This window comes from Comamonas squillarum (assembly GCF_025309455.1).
Taxonomy (GTDB): Bacteria; Pseudomonadota; Gammaproteobacteria; order Burkholderiales; family Burkholderiaceae_C; genus Comamonas; species Comamonas squillarum.
The window spans coordinates 5,001,982-5,017,529 of record NZ_CP104377.1; the positions used below are offsets into that span (position 1 = coordinate 5,001,982).

Below are 15,548 nucleotides of genomic sequence, written 5' to 3' on the forward strand. Positions count from 1 at the left end.
CGCCATTGCGTGCGCCGCAAAGTTATGCAAAGCGGGCCGGGGCTCAGGCCAGCAGCGCAGCCGGGATGGGCGCCCCGTCCAGCGGGCGGCGTGCCGCAATCCGCTGCACCACCCGGTCCGGGTTGCGCAGCAGCCCTGCCTCATAGGCGATGACAGACCAGCTGGCACAGACTTGCAGCAGCTCGCCGGGCTGCAGCAGGAAGTCGGGCCGGGAAGGCTTGCCATAGGCGGCATTGCCTTGGGCAAAGGTCTCGTACAGCAGCAGCCCGCCGGGCGCCACACTGGCCAGAATGTGCGGCCATAGCGGGCGCCACAGATAGTGGGTGACGACCACCGCGTCGAACGCCCGGCCTTCCAGCGGCCAGGCCCCGTTTTCGACATCGGCCAGCAGCCATTCTCCCGCCGTGTCCGCCTGCAGCGACTGCAGCGCCGCGCCATCGCGGTCAACGCCGGTTACCCGCGAGCCCTGGGCCTGCAGGTAGCGGGCATGGCGGCCCTGGCCGCAGGCCAGGTCCAGCACCTGGGCGCCTGCAGGTATCAGTGGCGCAAAGCGGGTGATCCAGGGCGAGGGGGCGGGGCTATGGGGCATGCGCTAGAAACAGGCCCAGACATGGTCAGCCATCTGCACCATGAATTCCGGTTGCGCGTAGAGCATGAACACCAGCGCCAGCAGCACCGCCACCAGTAGCCAGATGGCGGCGCGCTGCCAGCCGCGCAGCGGCGCGGCGCCAGCAGTGGGGGCGGTGGGTGGTGCAGGCTGTTGCATGAAAGTTCGGTTATCAGGCCGCCAGCGGCAGCCGCTGCACGGGCTCTTCCTTGACCGGCAGATTGACCAGGCCGGCGAATACGCCCAGGCCAATGGCCACATACCAAACCACATCATAGCTGCCGGTGCGGTCATAGAGGTAGCCGCCCAACCAGATGCCCAGGAAGCTGCCGATCTGGTGGCTGAAGAACACAAATCCGCTGAGCATGGACAGGTGCTGCACGCCAAAGATCTGCGCGATGGCGCCGTTGGTGAGCGGCACGGTGGACAGCCACAAAAAGCCCATCACTGCGGCAAAGACATAGACCGACCAGGGCGACAAGGGCACCAGCAGGAAAACCACGATGGCGATGGCGCGGATGAAATAAATGCCCGAGAGCAGGTAGCGCTTGGCCATGCGCTGGCCGAGCGACCCGGCCAGGTAGGTGCCAAAGATGTTAAAGAGGCCGATCAGCGCCAGCGAATAGCTGGCCACATGCGGCGGCAGGCCGAAGTCCTTCAGGTAGCTGGGCATGTGCACGCCGATGAACATCACCTGGAAGCCGCAGACAAAGTAGCCTGCGGTCAGCAGCAAAAAGCTGGGGTTGCGAAAGGCCTCTGCCACAGCCTGGGCAATGGTTTGCTGCGCGCCACCGGCAGCACTGTGCTTGAGCGCGTGGAAATTGGGCTCGCGCAGCGCAATGGCCAGCGGCACGATGGTGAGCACCAGGATTGTGCAGACCAGCAGCGCGTTCTGCCAGCCCAGGCTGGCGATCAGCTGGCCCTCGACCGGCACCATGAAGAACTGGCCAAAGGAGCCCGCGGCCGCGGCCACCCCCATGGCCCAGGAGCGTTTCTCGGCTGGCAACTGGCGCCCGATGACGCCATAGATCACCGCATAGGTGGTGCCCGTTTGCGCCATGCCGATCAAAAGGCCGGCGGTGAGCGCAAACATCAGCGTATTGGGCGCCCAGGCCATGCCGGCCAGGCCCAGCGCGTACAGCAGCGCGCCGCAGACCAGCACCTTGCTGGCGCCAAAGCGGTCGGCCAGCATGCCGGTAAAGATGCCGATCAGGCCCCAGCTGAGGTTTTGCACCGCCAGCGCCAAGGCGAAGGACTCACGCGTCCAGCCCATCTCCTGGGTGATCGGCTGCAGCCAGAGGCCAAAACCGTGGCGGATGCCCATGGACAGGGTCACTACGGCGCCGCCACACAGCAGCACGCGGGCCATGGACAATCGTTGTGCGTTGTTTTGCATAGTCAGGGGATGTGTCTCGTTATTTAAGAACGTGATTGCGGTCTCTACGCGCGGGGAGATCGTAAGCACGTTCTAGAAATTGTTACTCCAACGCCAAAAACCGGCTGTCGCCCGCATATTGCCCGGTGGCTGTCCAAGCCCATTGCAGGCTTTTGCGGCCAAGCGTCGTGAATCGTCAACAAGTTCCACCTGTTTATCTATACAGCTATTTACAATGGCAGCCGCTAGAATGGAAAGTTATGGCAAGCAAAAACACGTCTACCAGTGAATACGCAGAGGGCTCGATACGGGTTCTCAAGGGGCTTGAGCCGGTCAAGCAGCGCCCGGGCATGTATACCCGTACCGACAATCCGCTGCACATCATCCAGGAGGTGATCGACAACGCGGCCGACGAGGCCCTCGCCGGCTTTGGCAAGAAGATCCGCGTCTATCTGCACACCGATGGCTCCATCAGTGTCGAGGACGATGGCCGGGGCATTCCGTTTGGCATGCACCCCGAAGAGCATGCGCCGGTGGTGGAGCTGGTGTTCACCCGCCTGCACGCGGGCGGCAAGTTCGACAAGGGCCAGGGCGGCGCCTACAGCTTCTCGGGCGGTCTGCATGGCGTGGGGGTTTCGGTGACCAACGCCTTGGCCACCCGCATGGAGGTGACGGTGCACCGCGATGGCTCGGTCGCCACGATGGCCTTTGCCGGTGGCGATGTGGTCGAGCCTCTGCAGGTGCGCGCGATGGTCAGCGGGGACCGCAAGCAGGGCACGACGGTGCGCGTCTGGCCCGATGCCAAGTATTTCGAATCCAGCCACCTGCCGATGGGCGAGCTGGTACACCTGCTGCGGAGCAAGGCCGTGCTGATGCCCGGCGTGAGCGTGCAGCTGACGCAGGACAAGAGCCGCGAGACGCAGACCTGGCAGTACAAGGGTGGCCTCAAGGACTACCTGCTGCAGACCCTGCCGGTCGACCCGATCATCCCCGTGTTCGAGGGCGAGGGTTTTGCCGGCCGCAGCGATGACCATTTTGCCGAGGGCGAAGGGGCATCGTGGTGCGTGGCCTTTACCGATGAAGGCCAGCCGGTGCGCGAGAGCTATGTCAACCTGATCCCGACCACGGCGGGCGGCACGCATGAAAGCGGGCTGCGTGATGGCCTGTTCCAGGCCGTGAAGAGCTTTATCGAGCTGCACTCGTTGCTGCCCAAGGGCGTCAAGCTGATGCCCGAGGATGTGTTTGCCCGTGCCAGCTATGTGCTCTCGGCCAAGGTGCTCGATCCCCAGTTCCAGGGCCAGATCAAGGAGCGCCTGAACTCGCGCGATGCCGTACGCCTGGTCTCGGGCATGGTGCGGCCAGCGCTGGAGCTGTGGCTCAACCAGAACGTCGAATACGGCAAGAAGCTCGCCGAGATCGCGATCAAGGCGGCGCAGACGCGCCAGCGCGCCGGCCAGAAGGTGGAAAAGCGCAAGGGCAGCGGCGTGGCCGTGTTGCCCGGCAAGCTGACCGATTGTGAAAGCCGCGACCTGGCCTATAACGAGGTGTTTCTGGTCGAGGGTGATTCGGCCGGAGGCAGCGCCAAGATGGGCCGCGACAAGGAAACCCAGGCCATCCTGCCGCTGCGCGGCAAGGTACTCAACACCTGGGAAGTGGACCGCGACCGCCTGTTTGCCAATACCGAAATCCACGATATCTCGGTAGCCATTGGCGTGGACCCGCATGGCCCCGATGACGAGGTGGACCTGAGCGGTCTGCGCTACGGCAAGATCTGCATCCTGAGCGATGCCGACGTGGACGGCTCGCACATCCAGGTGCTGCTGCTGACCCTGTTCTTCAAGCATTTCCCGCAGCTCATCGACAAGGGCCATGTCTGTGTGGCGCGGCCGCCGCTGTTTCGCGTCGATATTCCTGCCCGGGGCAAAAAGCCTGCGGCCAAGGTCTATGCGCTCGACGAGGCCGAGATGCATGCCATCTTCGACAAGGCCGCCAAGGATGGTGTGCCGCGCGAGAAATGCCAGGTCAGCCGCTTCAAGGGCCTGGGCGAGATGAATGCCGAGCAGCTGTGGGAAACCACGCTGAACCCGGACACCCGCCGCCTGCTGCCGGTGCGTCTGAGCCAGACCGATGTGCTGCAAACCCGTGAGGTCATGACCCAGCTGATGGGCAAGGGCGAGGCTGCGGCCCGCCGCGACCTGATGGAGCTGCACGGCCACGAGGTCGAAATTGATATCTGATGTCCTGCTGCCCACGCCGCTGAATAAACAATCGAACCCAAGCCAGCCGCGCGCAGCCGTGCCACAAGCAAAGAAAGCTGAACCCCTATGAGTGAAGAGAACGGTCAGGACCTGCTGTCCAACCCGGTGCCCGAGGACGGCGACAGCCTGGACCTGGGCAATTACGCGCAGCGCGCCTATCTGGAATATGCGCTGTCGGTGGTCAAGGGCCGCGCACTGCCAGACGTCTGCGATGGCTTGAAGCCCGTGCAGCGACGCATCCTGTTTGCGATGGAGCGCATGGGCCTGGGCTACAGCGGCCCCAACCGCGCGACGGCGGCCAAGCCGGTCAAAAGCGCCCGTGTCGTTGGTGATGTGCTGGGCCGCTTTCACCCGCATGGCGACCAATCGGCCTATGACGCGCTGGTGCGCATGGCCCAGGACTTTGCCCAGCGCTACCCGCTGATCGACGGCCAGGGCAACTTTGGCAGCCGCGATGGCGATGGCGCAGCGGCCATGCGTTATACCGAGGCGCGCCTGTCCAAGATCACCAGCCTGCTGCTCGACGAGATCGACATGGGCACGGTGGACTTTGTGCCCAACTACGACGGCTCCACCCAGGAGCCCAGCCAGCTGCCGGCGCGCCTGCCGTTCTCGCTGCTCAACGGCGCCAGCGGCATTGCGGTGGGCCTTGCCACCGAAATCCCCAGCCACAACCTGCGCGAGGTGGCCGATGCCTGCGTGGCGCTGATCAAGAAGCCGGCGATGACCGACTTCGACCTGCAGCAGATCATCCCCGGCCCGGACTTCCCCGGTGGCGGCCAGATCATCAGCAGCGACAAGGACATTGCCGACGCCTACCGTACGGGGCGCGGCTCGATCAAGGTGCGTGCGCGCTGGACCATCGAAGAGCTGGCGCGTGGCCAGTGGCAGCTGGTCGTCAACGAGCTGCCGCCGGGCGTTTCCTCGCAAAAGGTACTCGAAGAGATCGAGGACCTGACCAACCCCAAGATCAAGACCGGCAAGAAGACCTTGACCCAGGAGCAAAGCCAGCTCAAGGCCACGGTGCTGTCATTGCTCGATGTGGTGCGCGACGAGTCGAGCAAGGATGCGGCCGTGCGCCTGGTGTTCGAGCCCAAGACCGGCAAGACGCCGCAGTCCGAGCTGATCACCTGCCTGCTGGCGCACACCAGCCTGGAGAGCTCCTCGTCGGTCAACCTGACGATGATCGGCATCGACGGCAAGCCCACGCAAAAGTCGCTGCGCCTGATGCTGGAAGAGTGGATCGAGTTCCGCCAGACGACGATCACGCGCCGCTCCGAGCACCGGCTCGCCAAGGTGCTCGACCGCATCCATATCCTGGAAGGCCGGCAGACCATTCTGCTCAATATCGACGAGGTGATCGCCATCATCCGCGCCAGCGACGAGCCCAAGGCCGCGCTGATGGCGCGCTTTGACCTGAGCGAGCGCCAGGCCGACGACATCCTGGAAATCCGCCTGCGCCAGCTCGCCCGCTTGGAAGCGATCAAGATCGAGCAGGAGCTGAGCGAGCTGCGCGCAGAGCAGGGCAAGCTCGAAGACATTCTGGCCAACCCCGCCTCGCTCAAGCGCCTGATGGTCAAGGAGATCGAAGCGGACGCCAAGCAGTTCGCCGATGCGCGCCGCACCTTGATCCAGGAAGAGAAAAAGGCGGTTGCCGAAGTCAAGGTGGTCGATGAGCCGGTCACCGTCGTCGTGTCGGAAAAAGGCTGGGTGCGCGCGCGTACCGGCCACGGCCATGCGGCCGACAGCTTCAGCTTCAAATCGGGTGACAGCCTCTATGGCACCTTTGAATGCCGCACGGTCGACCAGCTGCTGGTCTTTGGCAGCAACGGCCGGGTCTACTCGGTCGCCGTGGCCAACCTGCCCGGCGGCCGCGGTGATGGCCAGCCGGTGACCACCTTGATGGAGCTGGAAGCGGGCACCCAGATCCAGTACTACTTTGCCGGTCCGCTGTCGGCCCATTTGTTGCTGGCCAGCAGCGCGGGGTATGGCTTCACGGCCTTGGTGGAAAACATGGTCTCACGCCAAAAGGGCGGCAAGGCCTTTGTCAGCCTGGACGAGGGCGACACGCTCTGCGCCCCCTCGCATATCTCGGGCAGCAGCGGTAGCCAGCCGCTGGCCGATGCCAGCCACGTGGCCTGCGCCTCGGTGGGTGGCCGCATCCTCACCTTCGAGATCGGCGAGCTCAACCACATGGCCAAGGGCGGCAAGGGGCTCAAGCTCATTGACCTGGAAGACAAGGACCGCTTGGCCGGTGTGGCCGTCTACACGCGCAGCATCCGCATCGAAGGCTTGGGGCGCGGCGGCAAGGCCCGTGAGGAAACCCTTGAGATCCGCAGCCTCAACAACGCCAAGGCCGGACGCGCCAAGAAGGGCAAGCTCGCAGACCTGGGCTTCAAGCCCAGCGCCGTGTTCCGCGTCGAATAAAGCGCGCGGTCATGCACGACCAAGCCCTGCCCGGCATTGCCCGGCAGGGCTTTTTCATGGCCCGCCGTTGCAGCGCCGATCAGCGCGGCGCGGGCAACAGCGCCCGCAGATGGTCGACAAAAGCGCGCACGCCCCGGGGCAGGTTGCGGCCCGTCAGCGTTTGCAGCTCGATGGAGCGCGCATGCATGCCGCGCTCGCGGATGGGCACGGTGTGCAGCAGGCCCCGGCGCACATACTCGCGCACGGTGACCTCGCCGCCCAGGGTGAGCCCGCCGCCGTGCAGCACAAAGCGCACCAGCGCATCGAACTGCCCGCTCTCGAGCACCGGGTCAAACACCAGGCCGCGCTGGCCGCTGGCAATGTCAAACAGCTGGCGCGCGGTATTGCCGTCGTCCAGCAGCGCGAGCGGGTAGGGCTGCATCTGCGCCAGGCTGACGCTGGCAAAACGGGCCAGTGGGTGGCCGGGTGGCATGATCAGGATGACCGGCGAATTCTGGCGGTGCTGCACATCGATATCGCGCACGGCGGCGCGGCTGTAGGTCAGGCCCACATCGGCCTCGCCATTGCGCACCGCCTGGGTCACCTGGGCGGGCGAGGCCGAGACCAGCTGGAACTGCATGCCCGGGTGCTGCTCGCGAAACGTGACCATCGCGAGAGGCAAAAACTCAAACGCAAAGCCGGCCGATGCGCAGACCCGCACCTGGCCCCGGCGCAGGCCTTGCAGTGCCTCGATATCGGCCACCACGCGCTCGGCATCCAAGGCATGGCGCTTGGCATGGGTGGCCAAGAGCTCACCGGCCGCACTGGCGACCATGCCGCGCGGGCGGCGCTCGAACAGCGGCACCTGCAGCACTTCCTCCAGCGATGCGATCTGGCGGCTGACGGCCGAGGCCGAGACATTGAGGCGCAGTGCGGCCTCGCTCACCGAGCCGCTGCGCACGACTTCCAGAAAGTAGCGGATGGCGGTGTCCTGGAGGTGCTGCGAGGGAGTCATGGTCTGCTTTGCAAAAAACGCAACGATAACCGCAAAAAATTGTGATTGTCGAAATAGGCCGCATTGCCTATGCTGGATTTTTCTGACATCCAAGAGACATACATTCCATGCCATCCCAGCCTGTTCCTGCCGACCACAGCATCGTCGAGTTGAGCGCCGTGGCGCTGTCGGCAGCCATCCAGCGGCGCGAGTTGTCCTGCACCGAGGTGCTGCAGGCCTTCTGGGGCCAGATTGACCGGTTGAACCCCCAGGTGAATGCGCTGGTCGCGCCCATGCCGTGCGAGCCGCTGCTGGCCCAAGCCGCACAGCTCGATGCCGAACTGGCCCAGGGCAAGAGCCGCGGGCCGCTGCACGGTTTTCCGCAGGCGCCCAAAGACATTTCGCCGGCCGCCGGCATGGTCACCACCAAGGGCTCGCCGATCTTCCAGGGCCAGGTCAGCAGCAGCGATGCGGTGATTTTTGAGCGCATGCGCGCGGGCGGAGCGCTCTTTGTGGCGCGCAGCAATTCACCGGAATTTGGCCTGGGCGGCCACACCTACAACCCGGTCTACGGCACCACCCGCAATGCCTTTGACCAGAGCCGCTCGGCCGGTGGCAGCAGCGGCGGTGCAGCCGTTGCGGTGGCCTTGCGCATGCTGCCCGTGGCAGATGGCTCGGACATGATGGGCTCGCTGCGCACGCCGGCGGCCTTCAACAATGTCTACGGCCTGCGCACCTCCGTGGGCTGCGTGCCGCATGGCCCGGGCGATGAGGTGTTCTTCCAGCAGTTCAGCGTGGCCGGGCCCATGGCACGCGATATTCCCGATCTGGCCTTGCTGCTGTCGGTGCAGGCGGGCTTTGATGCGCGCTTGCCGCTCACGCGCCGCAGCGAAGGCGCGCAGGACTGGGGCCAGGGCCTGGAGCGCGATTTCCGGGGCCGCAAGATCGCCTGGCTGGGTGACCTGGGCGGGCACCTGCCCACCGAGCCGGGCCTGCTCGAGACCTGCCGCGCGGCGCTGGGCGCCTTTGCCGACATCGGCTGCACGGTCGATGAGGTGCTGCCCGACTTTGACCTGGAGCAGCTGTGGCGCGCCTGGATTGATCTGCGCAGCTTCAGCGTGGCAGGCGCCAATGCGGCGCTGTATGACGACCCGCAAAAGCGTGCGCTGCTCAAGCCCGAGGCGCTGTGGGAGATGGAGCGCGGCCGCGCGCTGTCGGGCATGGATATCTATGCCGCCGCCAAGGTGCGCAGCAGCTGGTACGAGGTGCTGCGCCGCCTGTACGAGCGCTATGACTTTGTCGTGCTGCCCGCTGCGCAGGTGTTTCCGTTCGACGCCGAGCTGGACTGGCCCCATGCCGTGGGCGGCCGCAGCATGGACACCTACCACCGCTGGATGCAGACGGTGGTGGGCGCCACGATGGCGGGCTTGCCGGCCTTGTCGGTACCGGCCGGGTTTGGCCCCAACGGGCTGCCTGCCGGCCTGCAGATCATCGGGCCCACGCAGTCGGACAAGGCGCTGCTGCAAATCGGCCATGCCTATGACCAGGCCAGCGGCCATGCCCGGGTGCGCAGCCCTTTGCTGGGCTGACAGCACGCTGTAGATCGTTGACCCGGCGCGTCTTCTAAGGCTGCGCTCCCACCCAGGAAGGCGTTGCTGCAACGCCTGTCTGATCCCTCCCTTGCCCTCGTTTTCCGCAAAAAAGGTAGATCCCATGTCCATGCCGATATCCCGTCACCGCTTTTTGACCTACCTGGCCGCAGGCGCTGCCGGCCTGGCATGGCGCCCAGTGCTGGCGCATGGCTACCCTGACCGTGCGATCAAGCTGGTGGTGCCTTTTGCACCCGGCGGGGCCACGGATATATTGGGACGGCTGCTGGCCTCGCAGCTCAGTGACAAACTGGGCCAGTCGGTGTTTGTGGAGAACCGGCCGGGGGCAGGCACGGCCGTGGCGGGCGGCCAGGTGGCCAAGTCGGCTGCCGATGGCTATACCTTGTTTCTGGGTGCCAGCTCCACCTTGGCGATGAACCCGGTGGTGCGCAAGGCGCTGCCCTATGACCCGATGCGCAGCTTCAGCATGCTGGGCCTGGTGGCTGACATGGGTCTGGTGCTGGTGGCGAACAATGCCGTCAAGGCCACGTCGTTGCAGGACCTGGTGGCGCAATCGAAGGCGGCGCCGGACCGCTTTTCCTACGGCTCCTTCGGCCCGGCCTCGTCGGTGCACTTTGCCGGCGAGATGCTCAAGACGGCAACCGGCATGCGCATGCTGCATGTGCCCTTCAACGGCAGCACACCGAGCCTGACCGCGTTGATGGGGGGCCAGGTGCAGTTGGCGGTGGACACCGTGGTGGCGACCACGCCGCTCATCAAGGCCGGCAAGATCAAGCCGATTGCCGCGCTGGGCGCCCAGCGCCTGGCCTTGCTGCCCGAGGTGCCGACCGTGGCCGAAAGCGGCTACCCTGGTTTTGACATGAGCACCTGGTTTGCGTTCCTGGCGCCTGCTGGCCTGCCCGAGCCGGTGCGCGCCAAGCTCGAAGCTGCCTTGGCCGATGTGATGGCCCAGCCCGCTACCCAGCAAAAGCTCGAAAGCATTGGCCTGACGCCCGCCTGGGGCAATGGCCGTGCGCTGCAGGCCCGGGTGGAACGCGAGCTGCCGCTGATGCGCGATGTGGCGCAGCGCGCGCAGATCGAGGTGGAGTAAGTCTTGGGCGAGCGGTGCTGACGTAGGGAAAAAAAGCGCTTAACGCAGCGCTTCCCACCACTGCTTGTTGCTGCGCGGCTGGCCCACGGTCAGCACCTCGCCGATTTCTGGCGTGGCCAGTTGGATGCCCTGCTGCTGCGCCAGCGCCGCGAGCCGGTCCAGCGGCTCACGCCAGCCGTGCATGGCCAGCGCAAAGGTGCTGTTGTGCACGCTGTAGAGCACCTGGCCGCGCACATCGGTAAAGGCCTGGATGGTTTCTTCCGGTGTCATGTGCACGGAGGGCCAGTAGGCGTCGTAGGCGCCGTTTTCCATCAGCGCGAGGTCCATCGCGCCAAACTTGTCGCCAATCGCCTTGAAGCCGGGAAAGTAGCCGGTATCGCCGCTGTAGTAGATGCGCTGGCCGCCGGTTTGCAGCACCCAGGATGCCCAGAGCGTGCTGTTGCGGTCATTGAGCGTGCGGCCCGAGAAATGCTGGCTGGGCGTGGCGGTGACCTCGACACCGGCGTGTTGCTCCTGCTGCCACCAGTCGAGCTCGACAATGCGCTCGGACGCCACACCCATGTCGCGCAGGCGCGCGCCCACGGCCAGCGGCACAAAGTAGCGCTCGACCTTGCCCAGCAGGAACTTGATCGTCGGCTCGTCCAGGTGGTCGTAATGGTCGTGCGACAGGATGAGACCGGCAATCGGCGGCAGGTCCTGCAAGGGCAGCGGCGTGGGGTGGAAGCGCTTGGGGCCGATAAAGCTGAACGGCGATACGCGCTCACCAAACACCGGGTCGATCAGCCAATACTGGCCCTGGAGCTTGAGCAGGTGCGACGAGTGGCCGAGCCGAATCACATGGTTGGCATCGGTGGGCAGCGCTTGCAGCTGCGCCGGGGTGACGGTGTGGACCGGAATACTGTCCTGCGGAGTGGTGCCGCTCTTGTCGCCAAACAAAAAGCGCGACCAGATCTGAAAGCCGCCGGCATGGGGCTTGGCCGCCGGGTTGGGCGGGTTCTGAAAGCGCTTGTCGGCCGAGGAATACTGGGGCGATGCCTGGTAGCGGCGCTGGCTGTCCTCGTCGGGGGTGGAGGCGCAGGCTACCAATGAGCAGGCAGTGGCCACCAGCCAGCCGCTGCGCAGGCGCTGAAAGCCGCCGTTGCCGCGGGTGGTGTTGCTGGAGGAGGACGCGGGGTGGGGCTCTTGCATGGGGTGTGTCAATCAGGCAGGGGAATGCGGTAAGCGATTGCCATGATACGGCGCCCATAAGAAAGCCGCATGGCTGCGGCTTTTGTAGGGATTTAGCGAAAAATCTATTGATTAATCAACAGATTTATTCCACTTCGGCGATGAGTTCGATCTCGACACAGGCGCCCCGGGGGACCTGGGCGACGCCAAAGGCGCTGCGGGCATGCGCCCCCTTGTCGGGACCAAACACCTGGGCCAGCAATTCGCTGGCGCCGTTGGTGACCAGATGTTGCTCGGTGAAGTCTTCCGTGCTGTTGACCAGGCTCATCAGCTTGACAATGCGCTTGACCCGGTTCAGATCGCCACCGACTGCTGCTTGTAAGGTGCCCATCAGGTCGATGGCGACCGCGCGCGCTGCCTGCTGGCCTTCGGCGGTGTCCATGGTCTTGCCTAGCTTGCCGGTCCAGGGCTGGCCGTTCTTGCTGGCCGTGTGGCCGCTGATAAAGACCAGTTGGCCGGTTTGTGCAAACGGTGCGTAAGCCGCAGCCGGTGTGCGCACGGGCGGCAGTTCAATGTTCAGTGCTTTGAGTTGGTCGTAGATGCTCATGCCGGTGTTGTCCTTGCTGGGTAGAAGACAGGCATCTTAGAGGCATGGCCGACTGCGGTGGCATGCAAAAACAATGCGGCGCCATACCCGCAGGGCATGGGCGCCGCATCGCGTGGTGCAGATGTCAAGCGAGTTCGGCGATCAGCTCGATCTCGACGCAGGCGCCCATCGGAATCTGGGCGACGCCAAAGGCGCTGCGGGCATGGGCACCCTTTTCAGGGCCAAACACTTCGGCGAACAACTCACTGGCGCCATTGGTCACCAGGTGCTGCTCGGTGAAGTCACCGGTGCTGTTGACCAGGCTCATCAGCTTGACCACGCGCTTGACACGGTTCAGATCACCACCGGCGGCATGCTGCAAGGTGCCCAGCAGGTCGATGGCCACCGCGCGGGCTGCGAGCTTGCCTTCTTCGGTGTTGATGTTGCGGCCAAACTGCGCCACCCAGGGCTTGCCATCCTTGCGGGCGATATGGCCGCTCAAAAACACCATGTTGCCGGTCTGTACATAGGGCAGATAGGCGGCAGCGGGCACCGCCAGTGGCGGCAGGCTGATGCCGAGGGCCTGGAGTTTGTCGTAAACGCTCATGGAGTCCTTTCAAAAGTGGAGGCGGGGCAAAGCGCCCAGTGTGGCACAAATGCCCTGCCAGGGCGCCGTTTCCCATGTCGCCTGAGAGGGGCGCCGGCGAACTCTAGGGCAAGCCCTGATCGGACCTGCAGGCAGCGCTGCCTAGCATGTGGAGATGATGGAGACCTCTTCCTGCAAGCGGGCAGTCCAGCGCAGTGTGGGGCCGGGCTGGGCGGGCTACTGGCGACCGGCGGCCTGGCTCTGGGGCATCCTGGCGGGTACGGCCCTGCAACTGCAGCAGGCCAGCTTGGCGCCTGTCTGGCAGTACGCGGCATTGGCGCTCTTGGGGGCCGTGGCCAGCTTGCTGCTGAGCCGCTGGCGCGGGCCGCTGCCGTGGCTGGATCGCGCGCTGTGCTGTCTGGCTGCCGCTGCGCTGGCCTTGGGCCTGGCGGGCATGCGTGCCGCCCATCAGGCGCAAAAGCAGCTGCTGCCAGCGTTGGAAGGGCTAGACCTGCAGGTCGAGGGCGTCATCGTCGCCATGCCTTTGCCGATCACCGGCGGCCAGCGCTTTCGGCTCAAGACCGGGCAGGCTTGGCAGGTTGGGCAAGGCGGGCAGAAGGGTGCGCCGGTGGCAGTGCCGCCGCTGATCGACCTGTCCTGGTACCGTGCCGACCACCGGGCTTTTTCGGGTGTGGCGCCCGAGCCGCCTGCGTCGGCAGACGCTGATCTTCCGCTGCTGCAGGCGGGGCAGCGCTGGCGGCTGCCGCTGCGTTTGCGTGCCCCCCATGGCAGCCTCAATCCGCATGGTTTTGACTACGAGATGTGGATGTGGGAGCAGGGCGTGCAGGCCACGGGCTATGTGCGCCACGGCCAGGCCCAGGGGCCGCAGCTGCTGGCCTCCGGCCAAGGCCATGTGGTAGAGCGCTGGCGGCAGGCGGTGCGTGATGCGATGGTGCAGCGCCTTGCCCCGCCGGGCCAGGCGCAGGCGGCAGAGCAGGCGCGCATCGCCGGCGTGCTGGTGGCGCTGGTGACCGGGGAGCAGCGTGCGATTGACCGCGAGGACTGGCGCGTCTTCCGCACCACCGGCGTGGCCCATCTGATGGCGATATCGGGCCTGCATATCACCTTGTTTGCCTGGGTGGCGGCGGCGCTGATCCGCATGGCCTGGCGGCGCAGCCCGGCGCTGTGTCTGTGGCTGCCGGCACCCCATGTGGCCTTGTGGGGCGGGGTGCTGTGTGCGGGGCTCTATGCGCTGTTCAGCGGCTGGGGCATTCCCGCGCAGCGCACGGTGCTGATGCTGGTGGTGGTGGCCGTGCTGGCATCGACTGGCCGGCAATGGCCCTGGCATATGCGCTGGCTGCTGGCCTGTGTCTGTGTAGTGCTGGCCCAGCCCATGGCCTTGCTGCAGGCGGGGTTCTGGCTGAGTTTTCTGGCAGTCGGTATCTTGTTTGCATCCGACCGAGGGGGCAGCAGCCGCAGCGCTGCGCTGCCCGAGCAGGGCAGGGCGCAGCGCGGCCTGCGCGGCGCATGCGCTGCCGCCGCCAAGCTGCTGCGCGAGCAGTGGGTGGTGACCCTGGCGATCACGCCCTTGTCCCTGCTGCTGTTTGGCCAGGTGTCGCTGGTCGGCTTTGTGGCCAATCTGCTGGCCATCCCCTGGGTGACCTGGGTGGTCACGCCGCTGGCCTTGCTGGGCGCCGTGCTGCGGCCGTTGTGGACGGCCGCAGCCTGGGCGCTGCAGCCCTTGATGGTGGCGCTGCAGTGGCTGGCCAGTTGGCCCCATGCCGCGTTGTGGCTGGCCGCAGCGCCGGGCTGGGCAGCGTTCGTTGCCGTGCTGGGGGGCATCTGGCTGGTGCTGCCCTGGCCTTGGCGCCTGCGGCTGCTGGGCCTGCCTTGCCTGCTGCCCGCGTTGTTCTGGCAGCCGCTGCGGCCGCCCCATGGCCAGTTTGCGCTCTGGGCGCTGGATGTGGGCCAGGGCCAGGCGGTGGTGGTGCAGACGGCCAGGCACAGCCTGCTGTATGACGCGGGCCCGTTGTACGGGTCTGGCAGCAATGCAGGCGACCGGGTGGTGGTGCCGGCAATGCGGGCGATGGGCGTGCGCGGGCTGGACAGCGGCCGGCTCGATCTGCTGGTGCTCAGCCACGCCCATGTGGACCATACGGGCGGTGCCCAGGCGGTGGCGGAGCAGCTCCGGCCGGTGGGCGTGCTGGGCTCGCTGCTGCCCTATGAGCGCCAGCGGCTGGGCATTGCCGAAGCGCCCTGGCAAGACTGTGCTGCGGGCCAGACGTGGACCTGGGATGGAGTGCATTTCAGCGTTCTGTTTCCGGGGGCGCAGGAGCTGGGTGCCACAGACAGTTCCATTCCAAGGGATAGCTCGGGCAATGCCCACAGCTGCGTGCTGCGCATCGAGGCGGCCGCGCGTGGCGGCCATGCGGCCAGCGCCTTGTTGCCCGGCGATATTGAGCGGGCCCAGGAGGGGGCGCTGGTGCAGCGCTATGCGGGCGAGCCGTCGGTGTTGCGCGCCGATCTGATGCTGGCTCCGCACCACGGCAGCAACACCTCGTCCACGCGACCGCTGCTGGAGGCGGTGCGCCCGCGCTGGGTGGTGGCACAAACGGGCTACCGCAACCGCTTCAGGCACCCGGCTGCGCGGGTGCAGCAGCGTTACCAAGAGATGCAGATTGTGCTGCGCAACACGGTCCATTGCGGTGCGGCGCACTGGCGCTCCGACCAGCCCCAGACGCTGCTGTGCGAGCGGCAAAAGCGGCCGCGCTATTGGCGCCACCAGGCTGCCCAGCAGGGCCAGACAAGCGGCATATTGGATATTAACAAAACAAATCAAGCACTAATTCTTGATGAAGGTTAGTACTTA

General features: G+C 65.8%; 12 protein-coding genes. 5 read left to right on the top strand and 7 right to left on the bottom strand.

From position 1 onward, the window contains the following. Window positions 1-43: 43 nt before the first annotated feature. Genes N4T19_RS22700 through N4T19_RS22710 form a run of 3 tightly spaced genes read right to left on the bottom strand, consistent with a single transcriptional unit; the run spans window position 44 to window position 2,003 of the window. Window positions 44-589, bottom strand: coding sequence for a class I SAM-dependent methyltransferase (locus N4T19_RS22700; RefSeq protein ID WP_260719065.1), 546 nt, complete (start codon window positions 587-589; stop codon window positions 44-46). A gap of 3 nt (window positions 590-592) precedes the next feature. Continuing rightward, window positions 593-766 (bottom strand): hypothetical protein, encoded by a 174-nt coding sequence (locus N4T19_RS22705; protein WP_182345899.1) that lies wholly within the window; start codon window positions 764-766, stop codon window positions 593-595. A gap of 13 nt (window positions 767-779) precedes the next feature. Beyond that, window positions 780-2,003 carry an MFS transporter gene (locus tag N4T19_RS22710; RefSeq protein WP_260719066.1) on the bottom strand — a complete coding sequence of 408 codons (1,224 nt, stop codon included), beginning with the start codon at window positions 2,001-2,003 and terminating at the stop codon, window positions 780-782. 239 nt (window positions 2,004-2,242) lie between these two features. Here N4T19_RS22710 and N4T19_RS22715 point away from each other — a divergent pair, with 239 nt between their 5' ends. Both N4T19_RS22715 and parC read left to right on the top strand, forming a co-directional pair. Beyond that, the gene (locus tag N4T19_RS22715) at window positions 2,243-4,219 is read left to right on the top strand and encodes a DNA topoisomerase IV subunit B (protein WP_182345219.1); all 1,977 of its coding nucleotides are present in this window, start codon (window positions 2,243-2,245) and stop codon (window positions 4,217-4,219) included. A gap of 87 nt (window positions 4,220-4,306) precedes the next feature. Continuing rightward, entirely contained in the window at window positions 4,307-6,667 is a 2,361-nt protein-coding gene (gene parC, locus N4T19_RS22720) for a DNA topoisomerase IV subunit A (RefSeq protein ID WP_182345220.1), read from the top strand. Between the two features lie 79 nt (window positions 6,668-6,746). On the opposite strand, the gene N4T19_RS22725 is transcribed toward parC, so the two are convergent. Continuing rightward, window positions 6,747-7,661, bottom strand: coding sequence for a LysR family transcriptional regulator (locus tag N4T19_RS22725; protein WP_260719067.1), 915 nt, complete (start codon window positions 7,659-7,661; stop codon window positions 6,747-6,749). Window positions 7,662-7,768: 107 nt separating this feature from the next. On the opposite strand from N4T19_RS22725, the gene N4T19_RS22730 reads away from it, so the two are divergent. Then, window positions 7,769-9,229 (top strand): amidase, encoded by a 1,461-nt coding sequence (locus N4T19_RS22730; RefSeq protein WP_182345222.1) that lies wholly within the window; start codon window positions 7,769-7,771, stop codon window positions 9,227-9,229. A gap of 130 nt (window positions 9,230-9,359) precedes the next feature. Next, on the top strand, window positions 9,360-10,340 hold the full coding sequence (locus tag N4T19_RS22735) for a Bug family tripartite tricarboxylate transporter substrate binding protein (RefSeq protein WP_182345223.1): 981 nt from the start codon (window positions 9,360-9,362) through the stop codon (window positions 10,338-10,340). Window positions 10,341-10,379: 39 nt separating this feature from the next. Here N4T19_RS22735 and N4T19_RS22740 read toward each other — a convergent pair whose 3' ends face one another. The 3 genes from N4T19_RS22740 to N4T19_RS22750 all read right to left on the bottom strand — a co-directional run bounded on the left by N4T19_RS22740 (window position 10,380) and on the right by N4T19_RS22750 (window position 12,700). Beyond that, a complete protein-coding gene (locus N4T19_RS22740) occupies window positions 10,380-11,528 on the bottom strand; it encodes an MBL fold metallo-hydrolase (RefSeq protein WP_116927255.1) in 1,149 nt (382 codons plus the stop codon). Between the two features lie 124 nt (window positions 11,529-11,652). Beyond that, on the bottom strand, window positions 11,653-12,114 hold the full coding sequence (locus N4T19_RS22745; RefSeq protein ID WP_116927256.1) for a RidA family protein: 462 nt from the start codon (window positions 12,112-12,114) through the stop codon (window positions 11,653-11,655). Window positions 12,115-12,238: 124 nt separating this feature from the next. Beyond that, complete coding sequence (locus tag N4T19_RS22750; RefSeq protein WP_021027680.1) at window positions 12,239-12,700, bottom strand: RidA family protein; 462 nt, start codon at window positions 12,698-12,700, stop codon at window positions 12,239-12,241. A 157-nt stretch (window positions 12,701-12,857) separates the two neighbouring features. Here N4T19_RS22750 and N4T19_RS22755 point away from each other — a divergent pair, with 157 nt between their 5' ends. Next, window positions 12,858-15,542 (top strand): DNA internalization-related competence protein ComEC/Rec2, encoded by a 2,685-nt coding sequence (locus N4T19_RS22755; RefSeq protein ID WP_260719068.1) that lies wholly within the window; start codon window positions 12,858-12,860, stop codon window positions 15,540-15,542. Window positions 15,543-15,548: the final 6 nt, after the last annotated feature.